Source organism: Gammaproteobacteria bacterium (assembly GCA_011682695.1).
Lineage (GTDB): Bacteria > Actinomycetota > Acidimicrobiia > Spongiisociales > UBA4744 > BMS3Bbin01.
Genome location: JAACED010000031.1, coordinates 1 through 24,126 on the forward strand (window position 1 = coordinate 1; position 24,126 = coordinate 24,126).

Here is a 24,126-nt window from a genome sequence, read left to right on the forward strand (position 1 = left end):
CGAGCGCTTCTGGACCGGGAGTGGCGAACCCAAGCACCAGATCCTCTTGGTTGAGTGGCTGGTTCCGATCCCCAGTCGATCTCGAGGCAAGCGACCCTCTGTGTCAACCTTTGGCGAGACAGGTTGTGGATGTGAATTACTGTCTTGGGAGGGCGACGAGAGGAGAGATGCTAGATGTCTATTACTGGAGAGGGTCGGTCGCTGGGTCCTGTGGGGAGGATGAGCGATCCTGATCCTGAGGTCCCGGAGCGGGCGAAACGCCGGTCGTATACGGCGAGATACAAGTTGGAGGTCCTCGCCGAGTATGAGGGTTTGGATCGTGACGGCAAGGGTTCGTTGTTGCGCAGGGAGGGTTTGTATACGTCGCTGATTTCGGAGTGGCGTAAGCAACGCGACCGCGGCGCGTTGGCGGCGTTGGCTGCGAAACCGGGACGTCAACCGGTCGATCCGATCGAGCGGGAGAACGTTCGGCTGCGGCGTCGCGTCGGGCGGCTCGAGGAAGAGTTGGGGACGGCTCGTCGGGTGATCGAGGTGCAGGGGGAACTCTCGGCGCTGTTGGGCGAACTCGCCACCGACAGCGCCAACGCGAAGACCGGCGGCGAGGCGAAGTGATCGACGAAGCCATCTTCGAGTTGGCTCCGATGGTGGGTGTCACAGCGGCGTGCGTGGCGGTGGGCCGTCCCCGCTCTACGCATTATCGCCGGCATCGCAAGAGCCCTGAGCCGGCGAGACCCGACCGGATCCCAGCGGGCCAGCCTCGATCCCTTGACGATGTTGAACGTAAAGAGATACTGCGGGTCCTGCACGAACCCGAACATGTCGACGAGGCGCCCGCCACCGTATATGCCAAGCTGTTAGACGAGGGCGTGTATCTGGCATCGACGGCGACGATGTACCGGATCCTGCGAGCCAACGGTGAGGTATCTGAGCGTCGCCGCCAGGCGACCCATCCCGCCCACACCAAACCCGAGTTGGTAGCCGCCGGCCCGAACGTCGTGTGGTCCTGGGACATAACGAAATTGTTGGGACCGGTGAAATGGACCTACTACTACCTGTATGTGATCATCGACATTTACAGTCGGTATGTGCCCGGCTGGATGCTCGCACGAGCCGAGCGGGCCCACCTCGCCGAACGGCTGTTGGCCGACACCGTCGCCCAGCAAGGCGTCGATCGAGGCTCCTTGACGATCCACGCCGACCGGGGCGCCTCGATGGCGTCCAAACCGGTCGCCCTCCTGCTCGCCGATCTCGGTGTCACCAAGTCCCACTCCCGTCCGCATGTGTCTAACGACAACCCCTACAGCGAATCCCAGTTCAAGACGCTGAAGTATCGGCCCGACTTCCCGAAACGTTTCGGATCGTTCGAAGACGCCCAGGCCTTCACGAGAAGCTTCTTCGCCTGGTACAACGACGAACATCGTCATTCCGGTATCGGGTTCCACACCCCCGCCGACGTGCATTACGGCCGAGCCGAAGCGATCCAGAAGCGACGAGCCTCTGTCCTCGACGCCGCCTACCAGACACATCCCGAACGGTTCGTCCGCAAGGCGCCGACACCGCCACCACTCCCACAGACCGCGTGGATCAACAAACCAAAGGAGGACACCCCGACCCAAAGAATCAACAAACAACCCGTCTCAAAAAGGTTGACAGGCTCCGGTCATCGTCGCCGCGCTCATTCTACGTTTCACCGGATGGGCATACGCAGACCCACTGTTCGGCGCAGCAATCGGCCTGTTCATCATCCCCCGGGCCTGGCGTCTTGGACGCAAGGCGATCCGCGTACTCGTCGAGGCTGCTCCCACCGACATCTGCGTCAACGACATGCGGGCGCACCTCGCCGCCATACCCGAGGTCGTCGATGTCCACGACATCCACGTATGGACCCTCACCTCAGACATGAACGTTGCCTCAGCACACCTCATGATCAACAACGAAGCAGACCCCCACCCCGTGCTCGACCAGGCACGAGATCTCCTCAAAGACAACTACGACATCGCCCACACCACCCTCCAGGTGGAGCCTGACACCCACAAGGGATGCCTCGAAGCGAACTGTTGAAGCACAGCTTCGATCGGCCCAGGTGAGCAAACGAGTCACCAGAGGGCCGACCGCGCCACGAGACGACCCCACCATCGTCGATTCCAACGGGAACGCTCTCCCTTCACAGAGGTGGGGCTTAGTCCGACTTGTCTCATTTGCACCGCTTGTTACAGTGACCTCATGCATATTACAAAGAAACTTGATACAACACGTTTTGAACAGTCTGCCGCCCTGTTCGGCGCGCTGTCCGATCCGATCCGCCTCTCGATCCTGGACATCCTGTCGGGCCAACCTCAGTGTGCGTGTGACATCGGAGACGTCGTCGAGATCGCTCCCAACCTTCTCTCCTATCACCTCAAAGTCCTCAAAGAGGCCGGGTTGATCGTTGGCGACAAGCGCGGACGGTGGATCGACTACTCAGTCGCAACGGATGCGTGGAAGAAGGTCCGTACTGCTCTACCGACCGGATGCCGCCACAGCATGGTCATGAAACGGAGACGTCAATGAGCAGCACTCTCCTCTCCGAGCGGCGCATCAGTCCACAGCGACTCTGGAGTGGCGCCGCAGTAGCCGCCATCGCATGGATCGCTCTGTATCAGCTCAACGAACCATTCTGGGACTGGGCGGTGTTCACCGGTGGGGGCCTCGATCCGGCGAGCAGGCTTGGTCAGGCAGTCCACTTCTTCGCGTACGACACGACAAAGATCCTGCTCCTGCTCTCCGGGATCATCTTCCTCGTCGCGATCCTTCGCAGCTTCACCACCTTGGAGCGCACTCGGGCCCTCCTCGGCGGCAGGGCAGAAGGGGTCGGAAATATCGCCGCGGCAGGCCTGGGTGTCGTCACTCCGTTCTGCTCGTGCAGCGCGGTACCGGCGTTCATCGGCTTCGTCGCCGCCGGTGTGCCACTCGGTATCACTCTGAGCTTCCTCATCGCCAGCCCCATGGTGAACGAGGTTGCCGTCGTGCTGATGTATGGCCTGTTCGGCTGGAAGGTCGCCGCGCTCTACATCGGCTTCGGCCTCCTCATCGCCATCGTCGCCGGCAACATCCTTGGCAGACTCAAGCTCGAGAAGTGGGTCGAACCCTTCGTCTATGAGATCCACATGGGCAACCAACCCGTCGATACGACCACCAAACTCACCTGGGTCGATCGCTTCGCCATCGGGAGGGCGGAGGTTCGCTCCATCGTCGGATCCATCTGGCCGTACTTGCTTGTTGGTATCGGCATTGGGGCGGTCATTCACGGCTGGGCACCCCAAGACCTGTTCGCCCGATGGGCAGGACCCGACAATCCCCTGGCAGTCCCCATCGCTGTCCTTGTCGGGATCCCGCTGTACTCGAACGCCGCAGGGGCACTCCCCCTCGTCCAGGTCCTCGCCGAGAAGGGTCTCGCGATGGGCACCGTGCTGGCGTTCATGATGTCGATCGTGGCTCTGTCACTGCCCGAAATGGTGCTGCTCCGAAAGGTCCTGAGGCCCAAGCTCCTGGCTACATTCGTTGCCGTCGTCGGCAGCGGAATCCTCTTGGTCGGATACCTCTTCAACGCAATCCTGTGAAGAAACGACCCATGTAGATGCACAGTGAATCTCAGAGCGAAAGCGCACCAACCCACGGAGGGAAACCCATGGAAGTGAAGATCCTCGGCTCAGGCTGCCCAAGCTGTCGGGCACTCAACATCCGCGTCCACGATGCACTCGAGCGACTCGAAAGCGATGCCACCGTCGAGTTCGTCGATGACTACGCCGTGATGGCGCAGTACCGGATCATGAGCATCCCCGCGCTGGTCATCGACGATCAGCTCATCTTCAACGGGATGGTCCCGCAGACGGAATCGCTCATGCAGCTATTCGCCTCGTTCGAGGAGAGTCGAGCGTGACACCTTCACCCCAGAGTGAAATCGTGGCGATGGAAGAGTCCGTCGTCGAGCGCCTGTCACTTCTCGACCGATTCCTGCCGGTCTGGATCGGTCTTGCCATGGTCGCCGGTCTGCTCCTCGGTCGGATCATCCCCAACCTCAACGATTGGCTTGACGCAGTCAAGATCGACACGGTTTCGCTTCCGATTGCGCTCGGCCTGCTGGCGATGATGTACCCGGTACTCGCCAAGGTGCGGTACTCCCGCATGGGCGAAGTCACCACAGACCGAACACTGATGGCCAGCTCTCTGGTGCTCAACTGGATCGTTGGACCTGCGCTCATGTTCACGCTCGCGTGGCTGCTCCTCCCTGACCTGCCCGCGTACCGCACAGGCCTCATCCTTGTCGGCTTGGCCCGCTGCATCGCGATGGTGCTTATCTGGAACGACCTCGCCTGCGGTCATCGTGAGGCTGCAGCGGTCCTCGTCGCACTCAATTCGCTGTTTCAGATCTTTGCCTACGCGATTCTCGGATACTTCTATCTCACCGTCCTGCCGGGATGGCTCGGTTTGGAGACCCATACGGTCTCGATTTCGATGTGGGCGATCGCCAAGTCGGTGCTCATCTTCCTCGGTATCCCATTGGTCGCAGGGTGGCTGACCCGCCTATGGGGTGAGCGGTCCAAAGGCATCGAGTGGTACGAAGGCACCTTCCTACCGAAGATCAGCCCGGTCGCCCTATGGGGCTTGCTGTTCACCATCGTGCTGCTGTTCGCCCTCCAAGGAGAGGCGATCACCTCACAGCCCCTCGACGTTGCCCGTATCGCCCTTCCCCTGATCGCCTACTTCGCCATCATGTGGAGCACATCGTTCGCTCTGGGTCTACGCCTGCGCCTCTCCTATCCGAAGAACGTCGCCCTCTCGTTCACCGCCGCCGGCAACAACTTCGAACTGGCGATCGCTGTCGCCATCGGCATCTTCGGCGTGTCGTCCGGTGAGGCACTGGCCGGTGTTGTCGGTCCCCTCATCGAGGTCCCCGTGCTCGTCGGTCTCGTGTACGTCGCCCTGTGGACGCGACGTCGCTTCTACCCGGTGGAGGCGAAATCGTGACGACCAAGCAGGAACGGCTCGTCTATCACGCGTCCGGTACCAACCATCCCGGCGGCGCCGGCCAGCTGAGCGCCAAGAACGCGCTGATCCGCTTTGACGGTTCCGACGGCACGGACGAGGAAGTGCCCGGACCGGCAGAGCTGCTCGTCTCCTCGTTCGCCGCGTGCGTCCTGAAGAATGTTGAACGCTTCTCCCACATGCTGCCCTTCCAGTACGAGGAAGCTCGCATTGAGGTCACTGCAGTCCGTGAGGACGCCCCGCCGCGGATGACATCGGTTCAGTACGCCCTCACCATCGTGACCAACGAATCCGACAGGCGCGTACAGCTGCTGCTTCGCAACATCGAGAAGTTCGGAACTATCTATAACACCATCGCACTCGCCTGTGACGTCACCGGATCGATCCGCACCGTCGCACCGAGCACAGTCTGAAAGGAAGCGGGATGGACGATCGTCAGGTACTCATCGACGCGCTCGGGTTTCATGGACATCGCTGCTGGGCCAGCGCCGCAGGCGTACGTATCGGCCTCGCTGCGCTCGAAGCCCTCGAAGTCTCACGAGCCGGAGCGACACAGCTCTATGCCGCAGTCGAGATCGGCGAGAAGCACGGAGCAATGTGTTTCGCCGATGGCATCCAGTTCACCACAGGCTGCACATTCGGAAAGGGCAACATCGAGAGGACCCACGAAGGGAAACTCGCCGTCACAGTCACCGAGTCGGCTACCGGACGAGCTGTGCGGGTCTCCTATAGGCCTGAGCTCCAGCCGCTGATCGCAGCCTCCCCGTTCATGAAAAAACGACGAGCCGGCGTGCCACCAACTGACATTCCGGAGGACGAGCAGTGGGAACTCGTTGACCTCGTGTGGAACGCATCCCGAGACGAGATCATGTCCATCGGGCCGGTCTCCACCGGGCCGAGGATCAACACCGACGAGCATGTGGCGTTCACCACCTGTGAGATCTGTGGCGAACTCGTCGCAGAGCCATACCTGAGGGTGGCCAACGACACGCTCATGTGCCGGTCGTGTTCGGGCTACGAAGTCTGAACAAAGCCGGCCACGTGGTGGCTCCAGTCACCGTCCGAAAGGAAGCATCCATGCAAGCAACGACACCTCCCAAAGAACTCACCTTTCACGCCCAAGGGGTCGGCCGGCCCGGAGGGACAGCCGTCCTTTCGACCAGAGACACGCTCATCGAAGGCGATGGGAAACCCGGACCGAGCGACACGCTCCCCGGACCAGGTGACCTCCTCGGAGTGGCATTCGCCGAGTGCGCTCTGAAGAACGCAGTTGGGTTCTCACACAAGACCGGCTTCACCTACGAGGAGATGACCTTCGACATCTCCGTTGTCAAGGTGGTGAACCCGCCACACATCCGCAAGATCGAGTACGCGATCACCGTCGTCACCGACGAGCCGGACGAACGCGTCGATGCCCTCCACGAGAACCTGCGCTCGATCGGCACGCTCTACAACACGCTCATCAAAGCGTGTGAGATCACCGGCGAGATCCACGTCGTGCACCCCGCGGCCGCCGAGCACTGAAAGAAGAAGAGACCATGCCCACTCACAATCCGGCTCTCCACGGCGGGGTTCACAAGCTTCAGGAACACCTCAAGAGGTACCTGCTCTGGTACGCGACTGCGGCGATCGTCGTTGGTTGGGGTCTCGGCTACCTCGACCAGCCCTTCACGAAAGCTCACCAACCCGGACTCAAAACCCTGATCACCGTCGTGGTCTTTCTGATGATCTATCCGATGATGGTCAACATTCGTCTCGAAGCTCTCGCCAAAGCGTTCAAGAACCTCAAAGGGCTCGGACTGACCCTCGGCTATAACTTCGTGTGGGCGCCAATCCTCGGCTACATCCTCTCGAAGATCTTCCTCAACGATCCCGAGGTCGGGTTCGGGTTCCTCCTCGTGATGGTGGTGCCGTGTTCGTCAATGAGCATCGGCTACACGGGACTGTCGAAGGGAAACCTGGAGCTGGCGACGGTGGCCGTGGCGACGAGCTTCGTCGCCGCGATCGCGGCGATCCCCTTCTGGCTGAGTGTGCTCGGCGGAAGCTTCGACGTGCCGATCCCGATGGGACTGCTCATGAACGCGATCCTGACCGTGCTTATCCTCCCAATGATCCTCGGCTACCTGACCCGCATCGGTCTCATCAGATGGCTCGGCGAGAAGAAGTTCCGTAGGGTCGCGCCGATCTTCCCGTCGATCACCCTCATCTCGATGTACGCGATCATCTTCCTCATCTTCTTCATGAAGGCAGGCGTCCTCGTACAGAAGTGGCAGCTCATGCTCTGGCTCATCGTCCCGAACCTCGTGTTCGTCATCGCCACCCTGGCGTTCATCACCTGGGCCAACCGGAAGGCGCATCTCTCCTACGAGGACCACATGGGCCTCGTCTACGCGAGCACCGGGAAGAACAACGGTACGGCCATCGCCTTGGCGACCGCCGCGTTCTCCCCACTCGTCGCCATCCCGGCGGCCACCTTGCCGATCTTCCAGATCATCTTCCTGGTCGCATATCTCAAGATGGAAGACCGCATCCGTCGATACTTCGGGGCCCCTCCGACTGCAACGCCGGACGCCGCCCTGACCTCAGGAGGTGCCTGATGTTCAACAGAGTCCTGTTCGCTACCGACTTCTCGGACCACGCCGAGACAGCCAAGAAGGTGGCCGCCACACTCGCCCGCGAAGACGGCAACAAACTCTGGGTGCTCACCGTGCTCGAACCGCTCGACGAGCCGCTCACCATGGTCGACGAGCCACCGATGGTCTCCCCCGAAGTCTGGGAGATGGAGGTCGAGGAAGAAGAGGTCGAACTCGAACACGAGGATGCCGTCCGACTCCACCAAGACGTCGCCGAATTGGAGGCAGCCGGGCTGGACGTGACAGAGATAATCCGTGTGGGAGATCCTGCCAAGGAAATCCTCGATGCGGCCGAGGAGATCGGGGCCGACGTGATCGTGCTCGGATCCCACAGCCGCCGAACCATCCGGGACGTCCTCCTCGGTGACACGGCCGCTCACGTCGCCAAGCACGCATCGTGTCCCGTGCTCACCATCTGCTCATGCGGCGAGGGCCGGAAGCGAAGCCCCAAACAAGCGCCCCGAGACTGAGGCCCAGGAGTGGGCACCAACATTGGAAGAAGAAGACGAAAACATGCAATCGATCAAGACACTCCACGACTTCCTGCAGAAGTACCTGATCCTCATCGTCCTGGTCATCGCCGTCGGTGCCAGTGCGTGGGGGATCGGCTCCCCTGAGGTATTCAAGCCGCTGAAGGGTTCACTCCCCTATGCCCTGTTCGCCATGCTGTACCCGATGATGATCGGGATCAACCTGCGATCCATGGTGCTGCACACCAGCCCACAGAAGACCCGGTACCTGATCATCCTCACCGTCGCCTACGTGCTGGTATTTCCGGCACTCGCATGGGTGACAATGAAGTTCCTCGGATGGGTGATGCCCAGCATCGATCCGGCCTTCATCGCCGGCATCGTGCTCATCTCTCTCGCGCCGATTCCGAGTTCGGCTCCGGCGTTCACCGGGATGGCCGGTGGCAAGACCCAACTGGTCGTCATCGGCGTCGCCTGGACGTTCGTCCTGTCGTTGTTCGTGATGCCGTTCTACAGCCACCTGCTACTCAACGCTGTCATCTCGGTGCCTGTCTGGACGATGGTGAAATCGCTGCTCATCTACATCATCGTGCCGTTGGCAGCCGGGCAGTTGACCAAGTACGCGCTGCTGCACTATCGGGGTGAAGACTCGGTCAAGCAGCTCAAGCCCGCATTCTCAACCCTCGCGGTCTTCGGCACCCTGTGGATGGTGTTCGTCGTCTTCGGGCTGAACGGAAGGCTCCTGTCGCAGAACGTCGGACTGATCATCGTCACGGCACTGGTCATGAACGTGGTGTTCCTGCTGCGCATGGGCGGCAACTACTTCGCCGGAAGGTTCGTCGGCCTCGGACGGGAGTACGACGCGACGCTGTTCTACTCGGCCGGATCGAACATGACGATCGCCACCGCGATCGCCATCGCCACCTGGGGTCCGCTCGCCGCCGTCGGGGTCGCCATGGGCGGACCATTCAGCGACATGCTGATTATGGTGTTGTTCATCGGCGTCTTCGCACGGATGTTCCAACGGCGCGCCGCCGCCGAGTCGGACGCCGTGGCCAGCGAACAGGTAGCCTCACTCCAAGCCGCGGACCCGGAGCAGGACCGAACCGATGCCTGAGCAGTCCTCTCCAGCCGTCGATTCCGGGCGGCGGACGGCCCCGCCTCCGCTGCCCGCCTTCGCGTGGGCGTTCCTCAAGATCGGGTTGACCGCCTACGGCATGGCCGTCCTCCAGCAACTCAAGGCGCTCCTCATCGGACGCGGGTGGCTGAGTCAGGAGGAGGTCGATGAGGGCTTGGGCATGGTTCAGATCTACCCAGGCCCGTTCGTCTACAACCTCACCACATACAGCGCATACCGGATTCGAGGACTGGTCGGTGCCGTGATCGCCACCTCGATGTTCCTGATCCCCGCATATCTGGAGATGACCGGACTGTCGTGGCTCTACTTCACCTACGGATCGGTCCCGTGGGTCCATCCTCTGTTCATCGCCCTCGAGGCGATGGTGGTCGGCGTCGTGCTCCATGTCCTGCTCGACTTTGGCTCCCGGTACCTGAAGGATCTCCGCGCCGCAACAGTCGCAGCTACTGCGTTCTTGCTCATCTTGTTCGGCGTGAACGCCCTGTTCGTCGTACTCGGCGCCATCGTGGCCGGCATCGCCATCTATTGGGGTCAACCGGCCGGCAACGGGCCCGGGTCTCCAACCGACGGCGATCTCAACATCCCGGGCCGCTTCTCGAAGCGCATGGCCGGCATCCTGCTTGTCGCCGGAGCAATGGGAGTCGTGCTCGCAGTGGGGATCCTCTCAGGCGGGGACATCGCAGAGCTGACCTCGTCGATGTTCCAGATCGGCGCGGTGGCGTTCGGAAACGGCATGACCATCATGCCGCTACTCCAGCAAGTGGCCGTCACCACCCACCCCTGGCTGACAATGCCCCAATTCGCCGACGGAATCGCCTTCGGTCAGATCACACCAGGGCCGTTCTTGATCACCTCGACGTTCATCGGCTACAAGGTGGGGTTCCTCTGGGGCAGCCTGATCGCCACCGCCGGAATGTTCTTCCCATCGTTCCTCTACACGCTCATCATGACCGAGATCTACGGCAAGATCCGTCACAACCCGATGATTCGACACGCCCTCAAGGCAGTATTGGCCTCGTTCACCGGCATGTTGGTGTTTGTCGTTCTCAGCCTCGGAAAGGTGAGTCTTGTCGGTCCGACCGCCTACATCTGGGCAGTCGGTGCGTTTGTTCTCGTCCGGTTCTCCAGGGTCAACCTGCTGTGGGTCTTCGCCGGGGGCATTGCCGCCGCAATAGTGCTCGACGCGTTCGGGATCACATTGGGATGAGACTGCTCGAGCGATCACCGACTTGGCACACAAGCACATACTGGTCGTCACCATGGAAGAAGGAGTGAATCGATGTTGACAGCACGCTGCGGTGTCGAGAGTTTCGAAGACCTTCCTTTGTTAGCGCCCAGTCGGTAGCCGCCATGAACTATGCGGTCATCGCCCTTGTCGTCTTTCTTTTGGCAGGGTTCATGGCGATGGCCGGGCTCGGGGCTGCTTTCCTGATCATTCCGATCTTCTACTACATGGGTGTGCCGCTACCTACCGCGATTTCGATGGGGCTCCTACTCAACGTGGTAGCCCTCGCCTTCGCGACCCCCGGGCACCACCGTGCCGGCAACATCAACTATCGGGTCGGCCTGCCAATCGTGGCGTTCGCGGTCCTCTTGGCACCTGTAGGTGCCCACGTGGGAACGAGGATCAACCATGAGCTACTGATTGGAGGCTTCGCTGCGTTCCTGGTGGTCGCCGGCGCCATGATGCTGTTCCGTCGACAACCAAAAGCACGCCTGCAATCATCACGAGCCGTCGAGATCGCAACGGGATCGACCGTTGGTGGAGGCGTCGGATTTCTCGCCGGCCTCCTTGGTGTGGGAGGCGGCAGCTTTGTGCTCCCCGTACTCCACGGCGTAGGCGTAGAGCCAAGAGAAGCCGCTGGCACAACGGCGCTGGTCGCTCTGACTTCGTCACTCTCAGGCTTCGCGGCCAGGGCCACACTCACGGCCCTCGATCCGGTCTTCGTCATTGTGGCGGGGACTGCCGCAGCCGCGGGCGCGGTAGTTGGCATTCGCGTCGTCTCGGTGCACCTGTCCAACACCGCGTTGAAGCGGATGATCGGAATCGTACTTTGGCTCGTAGCGGCCAAGATGCTCATCGACATCATCTGAACTACACGGAGTGTCGTGCAACAGGCAGCGGCCGGCTACAAGACCTGTGCGAGGAACTTCACACCAACGCCGATTAGCAACGGGCCGACAATCAGTGTGACGATGTGGTTGAGCTTCGGTGACCACACCTTCCCGACCACCAAAGCTGTCAACGCGATCACCGTAAACAGATAGAGAGCAAGCAAGAGGCTGCCCTGTTCGAGCGGATAACCAAGCCCGATTTGTGTGAAGAGCGCAGCCCATGCGCCGCTCAATGCCGCAACGGGAGCGGTCCAAACTTCATGCGACACATCGTCTCTCTCCGGGATCGGTTTCACGAGCAGCAAGCGGAGTCCGACAAGGATCGCATACCCGCCCAAAACCCCGATGAGGAGTTCGGGACTCGCGTCGATCGCGAGTGCACGGCCGGCCGCGCCCCCCAAGACAGCTGGGATGATGACAACCCGCCAGTTGGCATGCTTCAGAACCTCTCGCTGGCGCAGAAGCATCATCAAGGCCGCAAGTGATACGACAACGAGGTTGATGATGATCGCCTCATGAATCGGTCTCGACCTCCACGCGGGTGGGAGAGGAATCCGCCTCGGTTCGCCTCCGGGTAGGCTGGTGAGACTGGCTGACGGGAGGGTCCATGTCCGAGTATCTGCCGCAGACGTATCTGGAGTTTCGTACGACCTACCCTGAGGTGAGCGGCGCACTTGATCACCTCGGTGGGGCCGTGGACGCCGCCGGTCCGCTCGATGCTCGTACGGCGCGACTTACCAAGCTGGGAATCGCAATCGGTGCACTCGCCGAAGGCGCCGTCCGATCCAATGTTCGCAAGGCGGTCTCTGCCGGCGCGACTCCCGACGAGATTCGTCAAGTCGCGTTGAGCGCGATCACCACTGTTGGTTTCCCTGCTGCGATCGCGGCACTCGGTTGGATTGACGAGGTCCTGAAGGCAGACTGAAGTCGGTACACCTCTCGGTAGGTACTATCTCGTCAACCCAGGAGGGACGATGGTCTTCTTCGAGCAGTCGGCACGGGCCGTGGGCCCCGGCGAGGGCTTCTCACTGAGTCCACCAGTCGTGTCGATCGTCGCGAAGTCGGGGACCGGGAAGACGACCCTGCTCGAGAAACTCCTTCCGGAGTTGAGGGTGCTCGGTCTCACCGTTGGGGTTCTCAAACATCACAGCCACGTGTCGTCGTTCGACGTCCCTGGCAAAGACACATACCGGCTCGCCGAGGCAGGCGCCGATATCGTCGTGGGAGCCAGTCCTGTCCAGGTTGCCGTGTTCCGCAGGGAGAACGGGTCGGGCGACCTCGATGCAGTCATCGCGCGGTCCTTTGCGGGCATGGATCTGGTCCTTACCGAAGGCTACAAACGAGGCCCATACGCCAAGATTGAAGTGCATCGATCGGGACGGAGCAGCGAACTTCTGTGTGATGTCGAAGAGATGCTGGCGCTGGTCACGGATCGATCCTGGGACCTGCCGGTGCCGCAATTCGACTTCGATGATGTGACGGGACTGGCCAGGTTTCTCCTGCAATACGTCGACGGCGGATCATGAAGCTACGGATCGGTGTCACCGTTGTCCTTTGCCTCCTCCTGGCAGCGTGTGCCCCCGCCGGTGTCGCTGCACCGCCCTTCGTTGACTTCTCACAACGACAGCCGGTACCCCCCACCGGAATCGGTGAGGTGAAGCCGTTGCGCGTTGCCGTGGCGGCCATCCTCTCGCCAGAAGGCACCGTAGAGAGCTACAGCGCCCTCGCCGACTACCTGAGCAGCAAGCTCGGTCGCCCGGTCGAGATTGTCCAGCGACGGACCTACCAGGAGATCAACGACCTGCTCCAGGCAGGCGACATCGACGTCGGCTTCGTCTGCACCAGTGCATATGTCTCCGGTCACGACCAGTTCGGACTCCGCCTCCTCGCCGTTCCCGAGATCAGCGGCGAGGCCGTCTACTACTCGACACTCATCGTTGCGGCCGACTCTGTCGCGACCAGCATGGCCGATCTCGAAGGCGCTACGTTTGTGTTCACCGATCCGATCAGCACGACCGGTCGGATCTACCCGACATACTTGGTCAACCTGCTCGGATCGACCCCCGAAGCCTTCTTTGGACGAACATTCTTCACCTACAGCCACGACCGTGCCATCAAGGCCGTCGCCGAGGGCGTCGCCGACGCGGCGGGTGTCGACAGCCTCGTCCTCGACAACGCACTCGCACGCGACCCTGCCCTCGCATCCAAGATCAGAGTGATCCACCAATCTCCGGCATTCACCAATCCCCCGGTCGTCGTCTCCCCCAACGTCAGCCCTCGTAGCATCGCCGAGCTCGAGAATATCCTGTTTTCGATATCGACTGATCCGGCAGCATCAGAGGTGCTGTCAAGTCTGGGAGTCGACAGCTTTGCCCCGGTTGATGACGCCGCTTATGACGGCGTCCGAGACGTGATCGATGAGGTCGCCCGCCATGTCACAGACTCGTAGCCTCGAACGATACGCCGAGCCGGCGATGCAGCTGCTGGGCTCGGTCAGCGTTCGGACGAAAATCCTCGGCATCGTTCTGGCCCTCACCACCGTGCTCGGCCTCGGAGTCACCTGGCAGGTGAGAACCGTCATGAGTCAAGTGCTGCTCGATGAACTCGACAGCAGGGGAGCGTCCGTGGTGAGCGACCTGGCGGGGCGGAGCGTCGATCCCATCCTTCTCAACGACACGTTCTCGCTCCACGAGTTGCTCTCTGAAACTGTGGCGAACCATACCGACATCATGTATGCGTTTGTGATCGATCCCCAGGGCATGGTGCTAGCCCACACCTTCGGAACAGAAGGATTCCCCACCCAACTCCTCCGACTACCCGCTGACACAACCATCTACGACAGCTCCGACGGTCGTATCCACGAGTTCACCGGGCTGATCCTCGACGGCCAAGCCGGCTCCGCCCGAGTTGGGCTCTCCGAAGCTCGGCTGCGGACGGTGATCGACGTGATCACTGGACAGATGCTGCTGACGACGCTCGCGGTGGCTGTCTTCGGGATCGGCGCAGCTATCTTCCTGACGTGGATCCTTACCAGACCGATCCTCGACCTCGTCGCAACCACCAAACGGGTTGGCTCCGGGGACCTGACAGCGCGCGCCAAACAGTGGGCAAAGGATGAGATCGGTGTTCTTGCGGACGCCTTCAACGCGATGGTTGGCGATCTCGAACGAAACCGGGTCACGATTGAAGACAAAGAAGCAGCACGGACTCGTCTCCTCGAGCAACTCATCGGTGCACAAGAGGAGGAACGAAAACGCATCGCGAGGGAACTTCACGACGGGGTAGGTCAGGCCCTCAACTCGCTGGCCCTGGGGATCTCCACTTTTCCTCAGCTGCACGATCAAGCTGCGACGGCCGCGAGAGCAGCTGAGCTACGGAGCATCACGGACGAAACACTGCAAACGGTTCGCCAGTTGGGCCGTGACCTGCGCCCCAGCGTTCTTGACGACCTCGGCCTGGCTGAAGCGCTTCGACACTATGTGGCAGAGTTTGCCGTCCTCTACCCGGAATTTCGGGTCGACACCCACATGGACATCACCGAGCGGCTCGCCCCGACAATCGAGACCGCCCTGTATCGTATTGTCCAGGAGGCCATGACGAACGCGGCACGACACAGCGGTGGCAGAACGATCAGTGTCGTCATCTCGCAACGGGACGGCTGGGCACGCGCCATCATCGAAGACGACGGGAAGGGCTTTGATGTCGAAGCCGTGCAGAGAGCCGGTCGCAGCGTGGGTATCTACGGAATGAGTGAGCGCGCGGACCTGCTCAATGGGCGTGTCCGGTTCGAGAGCAGCGAACAGGGATCCACCGTGTTCGTAGAGGTACCCACGTGAGGACGATCCGTATCGTCCTCGCTGACGACCACGCGGTTCTTCGGGCCGGTTTGAAGTCTCTTCTCAGCGCAGAGCCGGATCTCGAGGTCGTAGGGGAGGCGGGCGATGGTGCGATGTGCGTCGATCTGGTCGCAGATCTCGAGCCGGATGTCGTCGTCATGGATCTCAACATGCCAACCTGCAGTGGTTTGGAAGCACTCCCGATGATCCGAGATCGCGCCCCCAATGCCAAGGTCTTGGCCCTCACCATGCATGACGACGCCGGATACCTTCGAAGTGTGCTGGAGCTTGGCGGTTCCGGGTTTCTCCTCAAACAATCTGCGCCAGAGGAATTGCTCACGGCAATCAGAGCTGTCAATGACGGTGGCGTGTACATCAGCCCGCGGCACACTCGCCAGCTACTCGAAGATGGTCTCGACACCGAGAAACAGGGCGACCAGAAGCATGGTCGATACGCTTCTCTCTCCGACAGGGAGACTGAGATCTTCAAACTGATTGCCCTCGGACACTCCAATACCGAGATCGCCGCCATGCTCTTCCTCAGCGTCAAGACTGTCGAGACGTACAAAGCGCGCATGATGCGCAAGCTGGATCTCGACAGTCGGGCCGCACTCGTCCGCCTCGCCCTGGAACTCGACATTCTCCAGTGAAAGCCCCGGTCTGTCGGGAAATCCCCGACAGACCACCCGTTATTGAGACCGGAACTCCCCTACACGAAGCAGGGTTTCTCCCGCTACTCACGAAGCGCGTTCGATGGTGCAATGTCTCCGGGTCGCACGAGAGGAGACTTGCATGCCTGAGCTACTCACGCAGGAGAGCGCGCTCGTTCGGATGCGCAGAGACATCGAACGGGCCCTCGAGAAGCCAGTCGATCAACGCCACTGGGTGATGGTGATCGACCTCCGCAAGTGTGTCGGCTGTCATGCCTGCACCGTCAGCTGTGTCGCCGAGAACAAACTGCCACCCGGTGTCGTGTACCGCCCGGTCCTGGAGACCGAGATCGGCACATTCCCCAACGTGACTCGCCAGTTCATGCCGCGGCCGTGCATGCAATGTGAAGAGCCGCCGTGCGTCGAGGTTTGCCCGGTCAACGCCACATGGAAGCGCGAAGACGGGATCACCGAGATCGACTACGAGCAGTGCATCGGATGCCGTTACTGCATCACTGCATGCCCCTATTCGGCCCGCACGTTCGACACCGGCCACACCTACACCGAAGGTTCTCCGCAAGAGATGGAGTACGAGCTGCTGCCGAACTTCGAGTACGGCAAGGAGTGGCCCCGCACCGACGGCTCACCGGTCGGCAACGTCCGGAAGTGCACGTTCTGTCTCCATCGGCTGGAAGAAGGACTGCTTCCTGCCTGCGTCACAACATGCATTGGCACAGCGAACTACTTCGGCGACATCAACGACCCTGACTCCCTCGTCGCCGAGATGGCAGCCCTGCCGAACACCATCCGACTCAAAGAAGAGCTGGGTACGAAACCATCCGTCTACTACCTGGTGTGAAAGGAGGTGCGACCATGACCAAGGCAAGCAAAACAATCGCATGGGCCCTTGTCAGCGTGGGATTCCTCGCAGGGCTCATCGGACTGGTTCAGCGGCTCACACAGGGCCACCAGATGGCCAACTACGGCAGCTATGTTCCGTGGGGCCTCTGGGTGGCTGCCTACATCTATCTGATCGGCCTCTCCGTTGGGGCGTTCCTCGTCTCGACCCTGGTCTATGCCTTTCGGGTCAAACGACTCGAGCGAATTGGCCGACTCGCGCTGCTTACGGCGCTCGTCACACTGGTGGGCGGACTGCTCCTCGTGTGGCTCGATCTCGGACATATGGCGCGAGTCTGGCGCCTCATCACACACACCCATTGGGCATCAATGATGGGGCTCATGGCCTGGTTCTACAGTGCATACGCGATCCTGCTGGTCGTCATGCTCTGGTTCTCGACGCGCCCCGATCTCGCAGCTTGCGCTCGAGAGTCCGGCGCCAGGGGCGCCGTCTGTCGATTCCTCACGTTCGGACGGGGCGACCTGACATCGACCACCATTGATCGTGACAAGTCGACGCTGCGCACTCTCAGCTGGATCGGTTTCGCTTTGGCAGTTGCAGCCACGGGGGCCGAAGGAGCGCTCTTCGGCGTCGTGGGAGCGAGACCGTTCTGGCACGGCGGGCTCACACCCATCGTGTTCCTCGTAGGAGCTCTCGTCTCGGGTGCTGCCCTCATCGCGTTCCTCACAGCCATCTGGGGCCCAGGACGCGGCGGGTCTGCGCACCGAGAGACACTCCTGTTCCTCGGTCAGATGGTGCTCGGTCTTCTAGCGGTCGACGTACTCCTCGAGTGGGCCGAGTTCTCAACGGGACTCATCTCGGCGGTGCCGTCGCTCACCGACAGCATCCGGCAGGTCCTGTTCGGTCCCTACTGGTGGGTGTTCTGGCTCCTGCACGTTGGCATCGGCGTGATCGTGCCGCTTGGCCTGCTGTTGTTCCGTAGCCGCTCCGTCGCTGCGGTCGGATGGGCAGGCGCGCTCATCGCAGGCACGTTCCTGACCGTCCGCCTCAACATCGTTCTGCCCGGCCTCAACATCCAAGAACTCGAAGGTCTTAGAGAGGCCTTCACCGGCCCGGGGTTGTCGTTCGATTACTTCCCAAGCGTAGGTGAGTGGCTCGTCTTCGTCTGGGCGGTCTCCCTGGCGGCGATGCTCTTCCTCGCCGGCTACCAACTCCTACCCATCGTCCGACAAAAGGAGGTGGTCTGAATGGCCATCGAGAACACCGACGGCTCTGAACTGCAGCCCGTCGAAGCTCCCGACGACCGTTGGTCGGTCACCCGGCGAGACTTCGTCAAGACGAGTGCCATGGTCGGCGGCGCGGTCGCCGCAGCAGGATCGCTGCCCGCGCTGGCACGAATCACGGGCAACATCGTGGAGCCGACCGCCGCCTTCGCAGGCGCCGCCTATCCGCTGAACGACCCCGAGAACACGATCTACAGCATCTGCCTGAGCTGTCACACGGCGTGCACCCTAAAGGCGAAGATCCAGGACGGTGTCCTGGTGAAGGTCGACGGCAACCCGTACAGCCCGATGAACCTGCTGCCCAATCTGGCGGAGGACACTCCGTTGGCTGAGGCAGCAAAGGACGATGCCAAGATATGCCCGAAGGGACAATCTTCCGTCCAGATCGCCTATGACCCTTATCGGATTCGCAAGGTCCTCAAACGCGTCGGTGGACGCGGCCAGGGTGAGTGGCAGGCAATCGAATGGAACCAGTTCATCGACGAGGTCGTCAACGGTGGTGATCTGTTCGGCGAAGGCAAGGTCGACGGTCTCAACGACATCTACAAGCTCCGTGACGTCGATCTCGCAAAAGAGTTGGCCGCTGACACCGATGCTGTCGTCGCTGGTGACATGACGGTCCCAGAATTCAAGGCAAAGCACGCCGATCATCTCGACATGCTCATCGACCCCGACCATCCAGACCTCGGACCGGTCAACAACCAGTTCGTGTTCTTGGGCGGACGAGTCGAGCACGGCCGTAAGGAGCTGACCAAGCGTTTCACGTACGACGGAATGGGCTCGGTCAACTACTACCTGCACACAACGATCTGTGAGCAGAGCCACCACATCGCCTTCAAGGAGATGACTGGCGGCAAGGACCACCTGAAGCCGGACTTGCTTTCCGCCGAGTTCGTGATCTTCTTTGGAACCGGAGCGTTCGAGTCGAACTTCGGGCCTACCCCGATGACCGAGCAGGTCACCGATTCGCTGATACGTAACAAGTTCAAGTATGCGGTCGTGGACCCTCGTCTCAGCAAGACGGCGGCAAAGGCGTGGAAGTGGGTTGCCGTGCACCCCGGCTCCGACGGTGCCCTGGCACTCGGCATGATCCGCTGGATCATCGAGAACAGCCGCTACGACGCAAGCTACCTCACGGCACCCAGCATGGATGCCGCAGAGGCAAACGGTGAGGGCACCTACAGTGACGCGACTCATCTCGTTCGTCTCGACGAGATGGTGTTTCTCACTGCTGAGGAGGCCGGTCTCGAACCGCCGACCGATGCAGACGGGAACCCCGTCTCCGGTGCGCGGGTGGTCATGACCGACGCTGATGCGGCACTGGCCGACGCGGCGCCGGCAGGTCAGCTGCTCGGTGACTTCACCGTCAATGGGATCGCCGTCAAACCTGCGTTTCAGCTGCTCGCCGATCGGGCAGCCGAACGAACCTTGGATGAGTACGCCGATATCTGCGGCATCCCGACCCGCGACATCGTGGCCCTGGCCGATGAATTCACCAGCCACGGCAAGCGCGCAGGGACCGACATGTATCGGGGCCCTGTACAGCACACAAACGGCTACCACAACGGTCAGGCGATCATCACACTCAATGTGCTGATCGGCAACGTGAACCATCGCGGTGGAATCGTTGGTGGCGGAGGGCACTGGCATGAGGACGGATCCAAGGGCGGTGCACCGTTCCCCAAGAGCGTGGTTGCATCGGCTCCGGGCGGGCTGAAGAAGTGGGGTATCCACATCAACCGCCAGCAAGCGTCCTACGACAAATCCACCTTGTTCGAAGGCTTCCCGGCCAAGCGTCCATGGTATCCGTTCACGAGCGACGTCTACCAGCACGTCATCCCCAGTGCAGCGGCCGGGTATCCCTATCCGGCCAAGTTCGTGATGACGCAAATGGGAACGGTGGCGCTGGCATCACCGGCAGGGCACGCACAGATCGAAGCGCTGAAGGATCCCAAAAAGGTCCCGCTCTTCGTTGCGTGCGACATCGTCATAGGCGAGACCTCAATGTATGCCGACTACATCCTCCCGGATCTGAGCTACATGGAACGGTGGGGCACCTCCCACACGTCGCCCACGATCCAGACGAAGATGAGCAAGGTACGACAGCCCACGATTGCTCCACTGACCGACATCGTTGACGTCGAGGGTGAACAGATGCCGATTTCTATCGAGGCGTTCCTCATCGCTGTTGGCAAGAGACTCGGCTTGGCCGGCTTCGGTAAAGATGGTCTCGGGGACGGGTATCCATTCGACCGTCCAGAGCAGTACTTCCTTGCTCTCTCGGCCAACCTGGCGTTCGGTGACAAAGAGGACGGCTCGGAGACCTTGCCGGCGGCAGACGCAGAGGAGATGCGAATCTTCCGAGAGGCTCGAAGCCACCTGCCGGCAACTGTGTACGACGAGGCAGTTTGGAAGCGAGCCGTGCCCGCCGAACTGTGGCCGAGTCTGGTCTACCTACTCAATCGTGGCGGTAGATTCGAGCCAAGCGACAAGCTCTACAAGGACGACGAGTGGGTGGCCCACCAGTGGCACGGGCGTTGGAACCTGTATGTCGAGAAGGTTGCCAAGGCGAAGGATTCGATGACTGGTGAACGGTTCGACGGCCTCCCCAAGTGGCAGCCTGTCAAGGATGCAGGCGGCAACGAGATCGACGATGCAGGCTTCGACTTGACACTGATCACGTTCAAGGAGATCTGGGAAGGTCAGAGCCGTAGCCGCGGCTCAGAGTGGCTGCAAAAGGCCATCTCACCCAAGAACTTCCTACAAATGAATAGCCGAGACGCTGCAGCCCGAGGTATCAAGTCAGGAGATCACGCACGAGTTCTCTCGGCAACACTCCCGACCGGAGCCTTCGATCTTGGAGACGGCCGTTCCTACGCCGTCGAAGCGGAAGTCAAGGTCATGGAAGGCATGCGCCCGGGAACCGTCGGGCTCTCCTGGAGAGGTCACTGGGCCTACGGCTCCAACGATGTCGTGATCGACGGTCAGACGATCAAGGGAGACCCCGATCGAGCATCTGGAACGGTCCCGAACCCGGCAATGCGGCTCGATCCGATCGTGGGAGATGTCTCCCTCACGGATCCGATCGGCGGGAGCGCAAGCTTCTATGACACGAAGGTGGAAGTAGAGAAGGTCTGACAACCTGCTCGACCGATAGCATGAGGTCCGGACGGTTCCCCGTCCGGACCTCCGGTTTGGCCGGAGCGAGCCTGCAGCCGGAGGTTGCGTGAACGAATACCCGATCACAGGGTCACCCCCGAACAGAGATGGCTCGGCCTGTCTGAACGCCCGCCACAACGGCGCAGGCTGTATCCGCTGCATGACGGCATGCCCGACGCTCGCCATTTCGCTCGATCGTGGCATCCCGATGATCAACGAGCCGGCGTGTGTTGCCTGTGGTGCATGTGTCCAAGCATGTCCGACCGGCGCATTCGAGCCTTCCGGCCGACCGCTCGAAGCAGCGCTGCTCATGGCGTTGACGGATCGTCCAAGGGGGACTCTCGGTGTGGCATGCGTACAGGCGCCCGAAGCAACGACGCTTCCTGTCGATGTCCTCGGGCGGAGTGAACGGTGCCTGTCGGCGCTAAGTGTCTCGAACCTCCTCGATTTGGCCCATCAGGAAGAAGACGTATGGATCGACGACAGCCACTGCCCATCATGTGAAATTGGGGCGACACGAACCGGGATCCATCAGACCGTCGCAGCAACGAATGCGCTCCTTGCCTCCACTGACGTGACCGTCAGGATCCGCCTTGGTACGAGTCCGCACGAGTCTCGCGGGGGCACGCCCGAGATGATCGATGGTACGGCCATGAGCCGCCGGGCTCTGTTCTCCGCTGTGAAACGCAGGGCATCGGAGATCACCACCCCGGGTGTAGAGATTGACGGGTTGGACGCCGACGTCAGGTTGCCTCGTCGTCTTCCCAAGTCGCGCAAGAGCTTGTTGGGAGCAATTGGAGGTCTCGACCCTGTTCGGTGGGTCAAGACAGAGAAGCTCCCCATGACGGATGTCAAAGTGGACACTGCGGCTTGTTCCGCGTGCAGCCTGTGCGCAAGATTCTGTCCGAGCGATGCGCTCGAGTTCCTCGCGAACACCGACTTGTTCTCGCTCGTGTTTCGACCATCGACCTGCCTCGACTGTGGCATCTGCGCTACGGCGTGCCCGGACGACGCCATCTCCTACCACTCCGAGCTGCCACCACAAGCTCTCTCGGCGACGACCCGGTGGAAGCTTGCGGAAGGCACCCTTGTTGCTTGCAGCCAGTGCGGGGTTCAGACTGCGTCTCATGGTCAGGAATCGCCGATCTGCTCTTTCTGCCGAGATTCAGTCGGGCAAGTTCGCCCACTTCGCGATGAAGCAGGACTCATGGACGACCTACTGAGACGATCGGACACGTAGCGACGGAAGACGCCAGGCCGTGCCCGATCAGTTGTCAGACACCTGTGGCGGGCGCCAGAACGTGGCCAGTTGGAGCGCCCCGGCGAGGGCCCCGGCCGCGGCGATCGCTCCACCCAACCAACCGGACAGATCGAGCCCGATGACGGCGTCGAGCGAGATCGAGCCCGCACCCGTGACCGCCACAGCGACACCGATCGAGGCGAGGGTCAGCAGGTACTCCCATCCCTCTACTGGACGGTTGAAGACGAAGAACCCTGCAGAACGGTGGTTGGAGACGAATGCGACGAGCAATGTGGCGATCAGCGCCGCGCCGGCAATCGTCGTCAGCGGACCCAGGATCAGACCGATGCCAATCGAGATCTCACCGAGCGACGAGAGAGCCGCTTGAAGTCGCGCCTTGCGGAACCCGATGGATTCGAACCAGGAGGCAGTCCCATCGAGGTTGCGCCCATGGTTGACACCGTGCGCGACCATGATCGAGCCTGCGACGAGTCTGAGTACCAGCACTCCGAAATCAACAGGTTTTGGCGCAACGTCCAAGACCGCCGAGAGCGCGAAGCCGTCGGCTGCTCCCGGTACAAGGCCCTGCTCCTCTCGGTGGGCAACCCACCGGGCCCGCTGCGCATCCACATCGCGTATCAGCCCGTTCATTACGCTCTTGCTCGTCGGAGCAGCGTAATGAGGTCTTCAGCGATGCAGTCCGCGTCATGGGTGAGGGCCTGGCGATGTCTCCTTGCCGGCGTGAGGGTGATTGTGGTGTCGTCGGCCCCCACTCCCATTTGAGCCGCCGTAGGGTTTGCTGCGTGCTCGGCCCGTGTGCGCCAGGGCATGTAACCGGTGCCGCTTAGGCGAGCCACGACGACTACGTCCGCTAGGAGCGTGGGTCAGTATCTGTGAGCGGAGCGATCGGCTGGCTGATCGTTGATGGTGTTGTGGGTTCTCGCGTTTTGGTGTCTGTTCGGCGAGAATTGCGGGTATGAAGAATGATTCTGGTGATGAGACGCTGTTTGAGGTGGCCGACGACGATGACCCCCCAGTGGGGAGGGTTGCGGCGGGGAGGTCGAAGGTGTTTCGTCGGTACGATCCGGGTCAGTCGTTTCTGATGCCACCGTCGCTTGATGACTGGCTGCCGCAGGAGCATACGGCCCGGTTCATCGCCGAGGTCGTTGACGGCCTGTTGGATCTCTCGGCGGTCTATGACTCGTATGTGGAGGCGTCTGGTGGCCCGCCGTATGACCCGTCGATGATGTTGAAGCTTCTGTTGTATGCGTATTCGACGGGGGTGACGTCGTCGAGGGAGATGGAACGCCGCTGTCACATCGATGTGGCGTTCCGTTGGCTGGCGGCGAATAGTGCTCCGGATTATCGGTCGATTGCCCGGTTCCGGCGTCGTCATCTCGCAGCGTTGGATGATTTGTTCACTCAGGTGCTGGTCTTGTGTTCAGAGGCGGGGTTGGTGACCCTGGGTCGGGTGGCTTTGGACGGTACGAAGCTGCGGGCGTCTGCTTCTCGACGTAAGGCGATGAGCTATGGGCGTCCGGGTCCCAGGATCGAACAGCTCCAGGTCGAGGTCGCGGCGATCCTCGCTGATGCTGAAGCAACAGATCTCGCGGAGGATGAGGAGTTCGGTGAAGACAAGCGTGGTGACGAGGTCCCACCGGAGTTGGCTCGTCGGGAGTCCCGTCTCGCCAAGCTGCGTGCCGCGAAAGAAGCCATCG

At 61.3% G+C, this 24,126-nt stretch carries 26 protein-coding genes and 1 pseudogene; 25 read left to right on the top strand and 2 right to left on the bottom strand.

What is annotated here, in order from left to right; translation table 11 throughout:
- Positions 1-174 precede the first annotated feature (174 nt).
- From GWP04_07590 to GWP04_07660, 15 genes and pseudogenes are all read left to right on the top strand, one after another.
- Entirely contained in the window at positions 175-612 is a 438-nt protein-coding gene (locus tag GWP04_07590) for a transposase (GenBank protein NIA25419.1), read from the top strand.
- Positions 609-1,595 (top strand): annotated as a pseudogene (locus GWP04_07595) (IS3 family transposase). Before GWP04_07590 ends, GWP04_07595 begins: the two are co-directional and overlap by 4 nt.
- 67 nt (positions 1,596-1,662) lie before the next feature.
- On the top strand, positions 1,663-2,061 hold the full coding sequence (locus tag GWP04_07600) for a cation diffusion facilitator family transporter (protein NIA25420.1): 399 nt from the start codon (positions 1,663-1,665) through the stop codon (positions 2,059-2,061).
- Between the two features lie 162 nt (positions 2,062-2,223).
- Positions 2,224-2,550 (top strand): metalloregulator ArsR/SmtB family transcription factor, encoded by a 327-nt coding sequence (locus GWP04_07605; GenBank protein ID NIA25421.1) that lies wholly within the window; start codon positions 2,224-2,226, stop codon positions 2,548-2,550.
- On the top strand, positions 2,547-3,599 hold the full coding sequence (locus tag GWP04_07610) for a permease (protein ID NIA25422.1): 1,053 nt from the start codon (positions 2,547-2,549) through the stop codon (positions 3,597-3,599). Before GWP04_07605 ends, GWP04_07610 begins: the two co-directional genes overlap by 4 nt.
- Positions 3,600-3,667: 68 nt before the next feature.
- Positions 3,668-3,919 (top strand): thioredoxin family protein, encoded by a 252-nt coding sequence (locus tag GWP04_07615; protein ID NIA25423.1) that lies wholly within the window; start codon positions 3,668-3,670, stop codon positions 3,917-3,919.
- Positions 3,920-3,948: 29 nt separating this feature from the next.
- Entirely contained in the window at positions 3,949-5,007 is a 1,059-nt protein-coding gene (gene arsB, locus GWP04_07620; GenBank protein NIA25424.1) for an ACR3 family arsenite efflux transporter, read from the top strand.
- On the top strand, positions 5,004-5,438 hold the full coding sequence (locus GWP04_07625) for an OsmC family peroxiredoxin (protein ID NIA25425.1): 435 nt from the start codon (positions 5,004-5,006) through the stop codon (positions 5,436-5,438). The genes arsB and GWP04_07625 overlap by 4 nt, the downstream gene beginning before the upstream one ends.
- Before the next feature lie 11 nt (positions 5,439-5,449).
- On the top strand, positions 5,450-6,052 hold the full coding sequence (locus GWP04_07630; protein NIA25426.1) for a tRNA CCA-pyrophosphorylase: 603 nt from the start codon (positions 5,450-5,452) through the stop codon (positions 6,050-6,052).
- 50 nt (positions 6,053-6,102) lie between these two features.
- Positions 6,103-6,549 carry a hypothetical protein gene (locus GWP04_07635; GenBank protein ID NIA25427.1) on the top strand — a complete coding sequence of 149 codons (447 nt, stop codon included), beginning with the start codon at positions 6,103-6,105 and terminating at the stop codon, positions 6,547-6,549.
- Between the two features lie 14 nt (positions 6,550-6,563).
- On the top strand, positions 6,564-7,622 hold the full coding sequence (locus GWP04_07640) for an arsenic resistance protein (protein NIA25428.1): 1,059 nt from the start codon (positions 6,564-6,566) through the stop codon (positions 7,620-7,622).
- Positions 7,622-8,128 (top strand): universal stress protein, encoded by a 507-nt coding sequence (locus GWP04_07645; GenBank protein ID NIA25429.1) that lies wholly within the window; start codon positions 7,622-7,624, stop codon positions 8,126-8,128. The genes GWP04_07640 and GWP04_07645 overlap by 1 nt, the downstream gene beginning before the upstream one ends.
- 43 nt (positions 8,129-8,171) lie before the next feature.
- The gene (locus GWP04_07650) at positions 8,172-9,245 is read left to right on the top strand and encodes an arsenic resistance protein (GenBank protein ID NIA25430.1); all 1,074 of its coding nucleotides are present in this window, start codon (positions 8,172-8,174) and stop codon (positions 9,243-9,245) included.
- Positions 9,238-10,473 carry a chromate efflux transporter gene (gene chrA / locus GWP04_07655; GenBank protein NIA25431.1) on the top strand — a complete coding sequence of 412 codons (1,236 nt, stop codon included), beginning with the start codon at positions 9,238-9,240 and terminating at the stop codon, positions 10,471-10,473. The genes GWP04_07650 and chrA overlap by 8 nt, the downstream gene beginning before the upstream one ends.
- A gap of 143 nt (positions 10,474-10,616) precedes the next feature.
- Complete coding sequence (locus tag GWP04_07660) at positions 10,617-11,360, top strand: TSUP family transporter (protein NIA25432.1); 744 nt, start codon at positions 10,617-10,619, stop codon at positions 11,358-11,360.
- 35 nt (positions 11,361-11,395) lie between these two features.
- On the opposite strand, the gene GWP04_07665 is transcribed toward GWP04_07660, so the two are convergent.
- A complete protein-coding gene (locus tag GWP04_07665; GenBank protein ID NIA25433.1) occupies positions 11,396-11,851 on the bottom strand; it encodes a hypothetical protein in 456 nt (151 codons plus the stop codon).
- 137 nt (positions 11,852-11,988) lie between these two features.
- On the opposite strand from GWP04_07665, the gene GWP04_07670 reads away from it, so the two are divergent.
- The 9 genes from GWP04_07670 to GWP04_07710 all read left to right on the top strand — a co-directional run bounded on the left by GWP04_07670 (position 11,989) and on the right by GWP04_07710 (position 22,408).
- Positions 11,989-12,306 (top strand): carboxymuconolactone decarboxylase family protein, encoded by a 318-nt coding sequence (locus GWP04_07670; protein ID NIA25434.1) that lies wholly within the window; start codon positions 11,989-11,991, stop codon positions 12,304-12,306.
- A gap of 49 nt (positions 12,307-12,355) precedes the next feature.
- A complete protein-coding gene (mobB, locus tag GWP04_07675) occupies positions 12,356-12,907 on the top strand; it encodes a molybdopterin-guanine dinucleotide biosynthesis protein B (protein NIA25435.1) in 552 nt (183 codons plus the stop codon).
- A complete protein-coding gene (gene phnD, locus GWP04_07680; protein NIA25436.1) occupies positions 12,904-13,830 on the top strand; it encodes a phosphate/phosphite/phosphonate ABC transporter substrate-binding protein in 927 nt (308 codons plus the stop codon). Before mobB ends, phnD begins: the two co-directional genes overlap by 4 nt.
- Positions 13,814-15,217, top strand: a complete 1,404-nt coding sequence (locus GWP04_07685) for a HAMP domain-containing protein (GenBank protein ID NIA25437.1) — start codon at positions 13,814-13,816, stop codon at positions 15,215-15,217. Before phnD ends, GWP04_07685 begins: the two co-directional genes overlap by 17 nt.
- On the top strand, positions 15,214-15,867 hold the full coding sequence (locus tag GWP04_07690; GenBank protein NIA25438.1) for a response regulator: 654 nt from the start codon (positions 15,214-15,216) through the stop codon (positions 15,865-15,867). The genes GWP04_07685 and GWP04_07690 overlap by 4 nt, the downstream gene beginning before the upstream one ends.
- A gap of 142 nt (positions 15,868-16,009) precedes the next feature.
- Positions 16,010-16,726, top strand: coding sequence for a 4Fe-4S dicluster domain-containing protein (locus tag GWP04_07695; GenBank protein NIA25439.1), 717 nt, complete (start codon positions 16,010-16,012; stop codon positions 16,724-16,726).
- 14 nt (positions 16,727-16,740) lie between these two features.
- Complete coding sequence (locus tag GWP04_07700; GenBank protein NIA25440.1) at positions 16,741-17,973, top strand: hypothetical protein; 1,233 nt, start codon at positions 16,741-16,743, stop codon at positions 17,971-17,973.
- Entirely contained in the window at positions 17,974-21,147 is a 3,174-nt protein-coding gene (locus GWP04_07705; protein NIA25441.1) for a molybdopterin-dependent oxidoreductase, read from the top strand. It abuts the gene before it with no gap.
- 88 nt (positions 21,148-21,235) lie between these two features.
- Positions 21,236-22,408 carry a hypothetical protein gene (locus GWP04_07710; GenBank protein ID NIA25442.1) on the top strand — a complete coding sequence of 391 codons (1,173 nt, stop codon included), beginning with the start codon at positions 21,236-21,238 and terminating at the stop codon, positions 22,406-22,408.
- Positions 22,409-22,435: 27 nt separating this feature from the next.
- On the opposite strand, the gene GWP04_07715 is transcribed toward GWP04_07710, so the two are convergent.
- Positions 22,436-23,059, bottom strand: coding sequence for a DoxX family membrane protein (locus GWP04_07715; protein ID NIA25443.1), 624 nt, complete (start codon positions 23,057-23,059; stop codon positions 22,436-22,438).
- A gap of 325 nt (positions 23,060-23,384) precedes the next feature.
- Here GWP04_07715 and GWP04_07720 point away from each other — a divergent pair.
- The coding region (locus GWP04_07720) for an IS5/IS1182 family transposase (GenBank protein NIA25444.1) at positions 23,385-24,126 on the top strand (742 nt) is incomplete at its 3' end.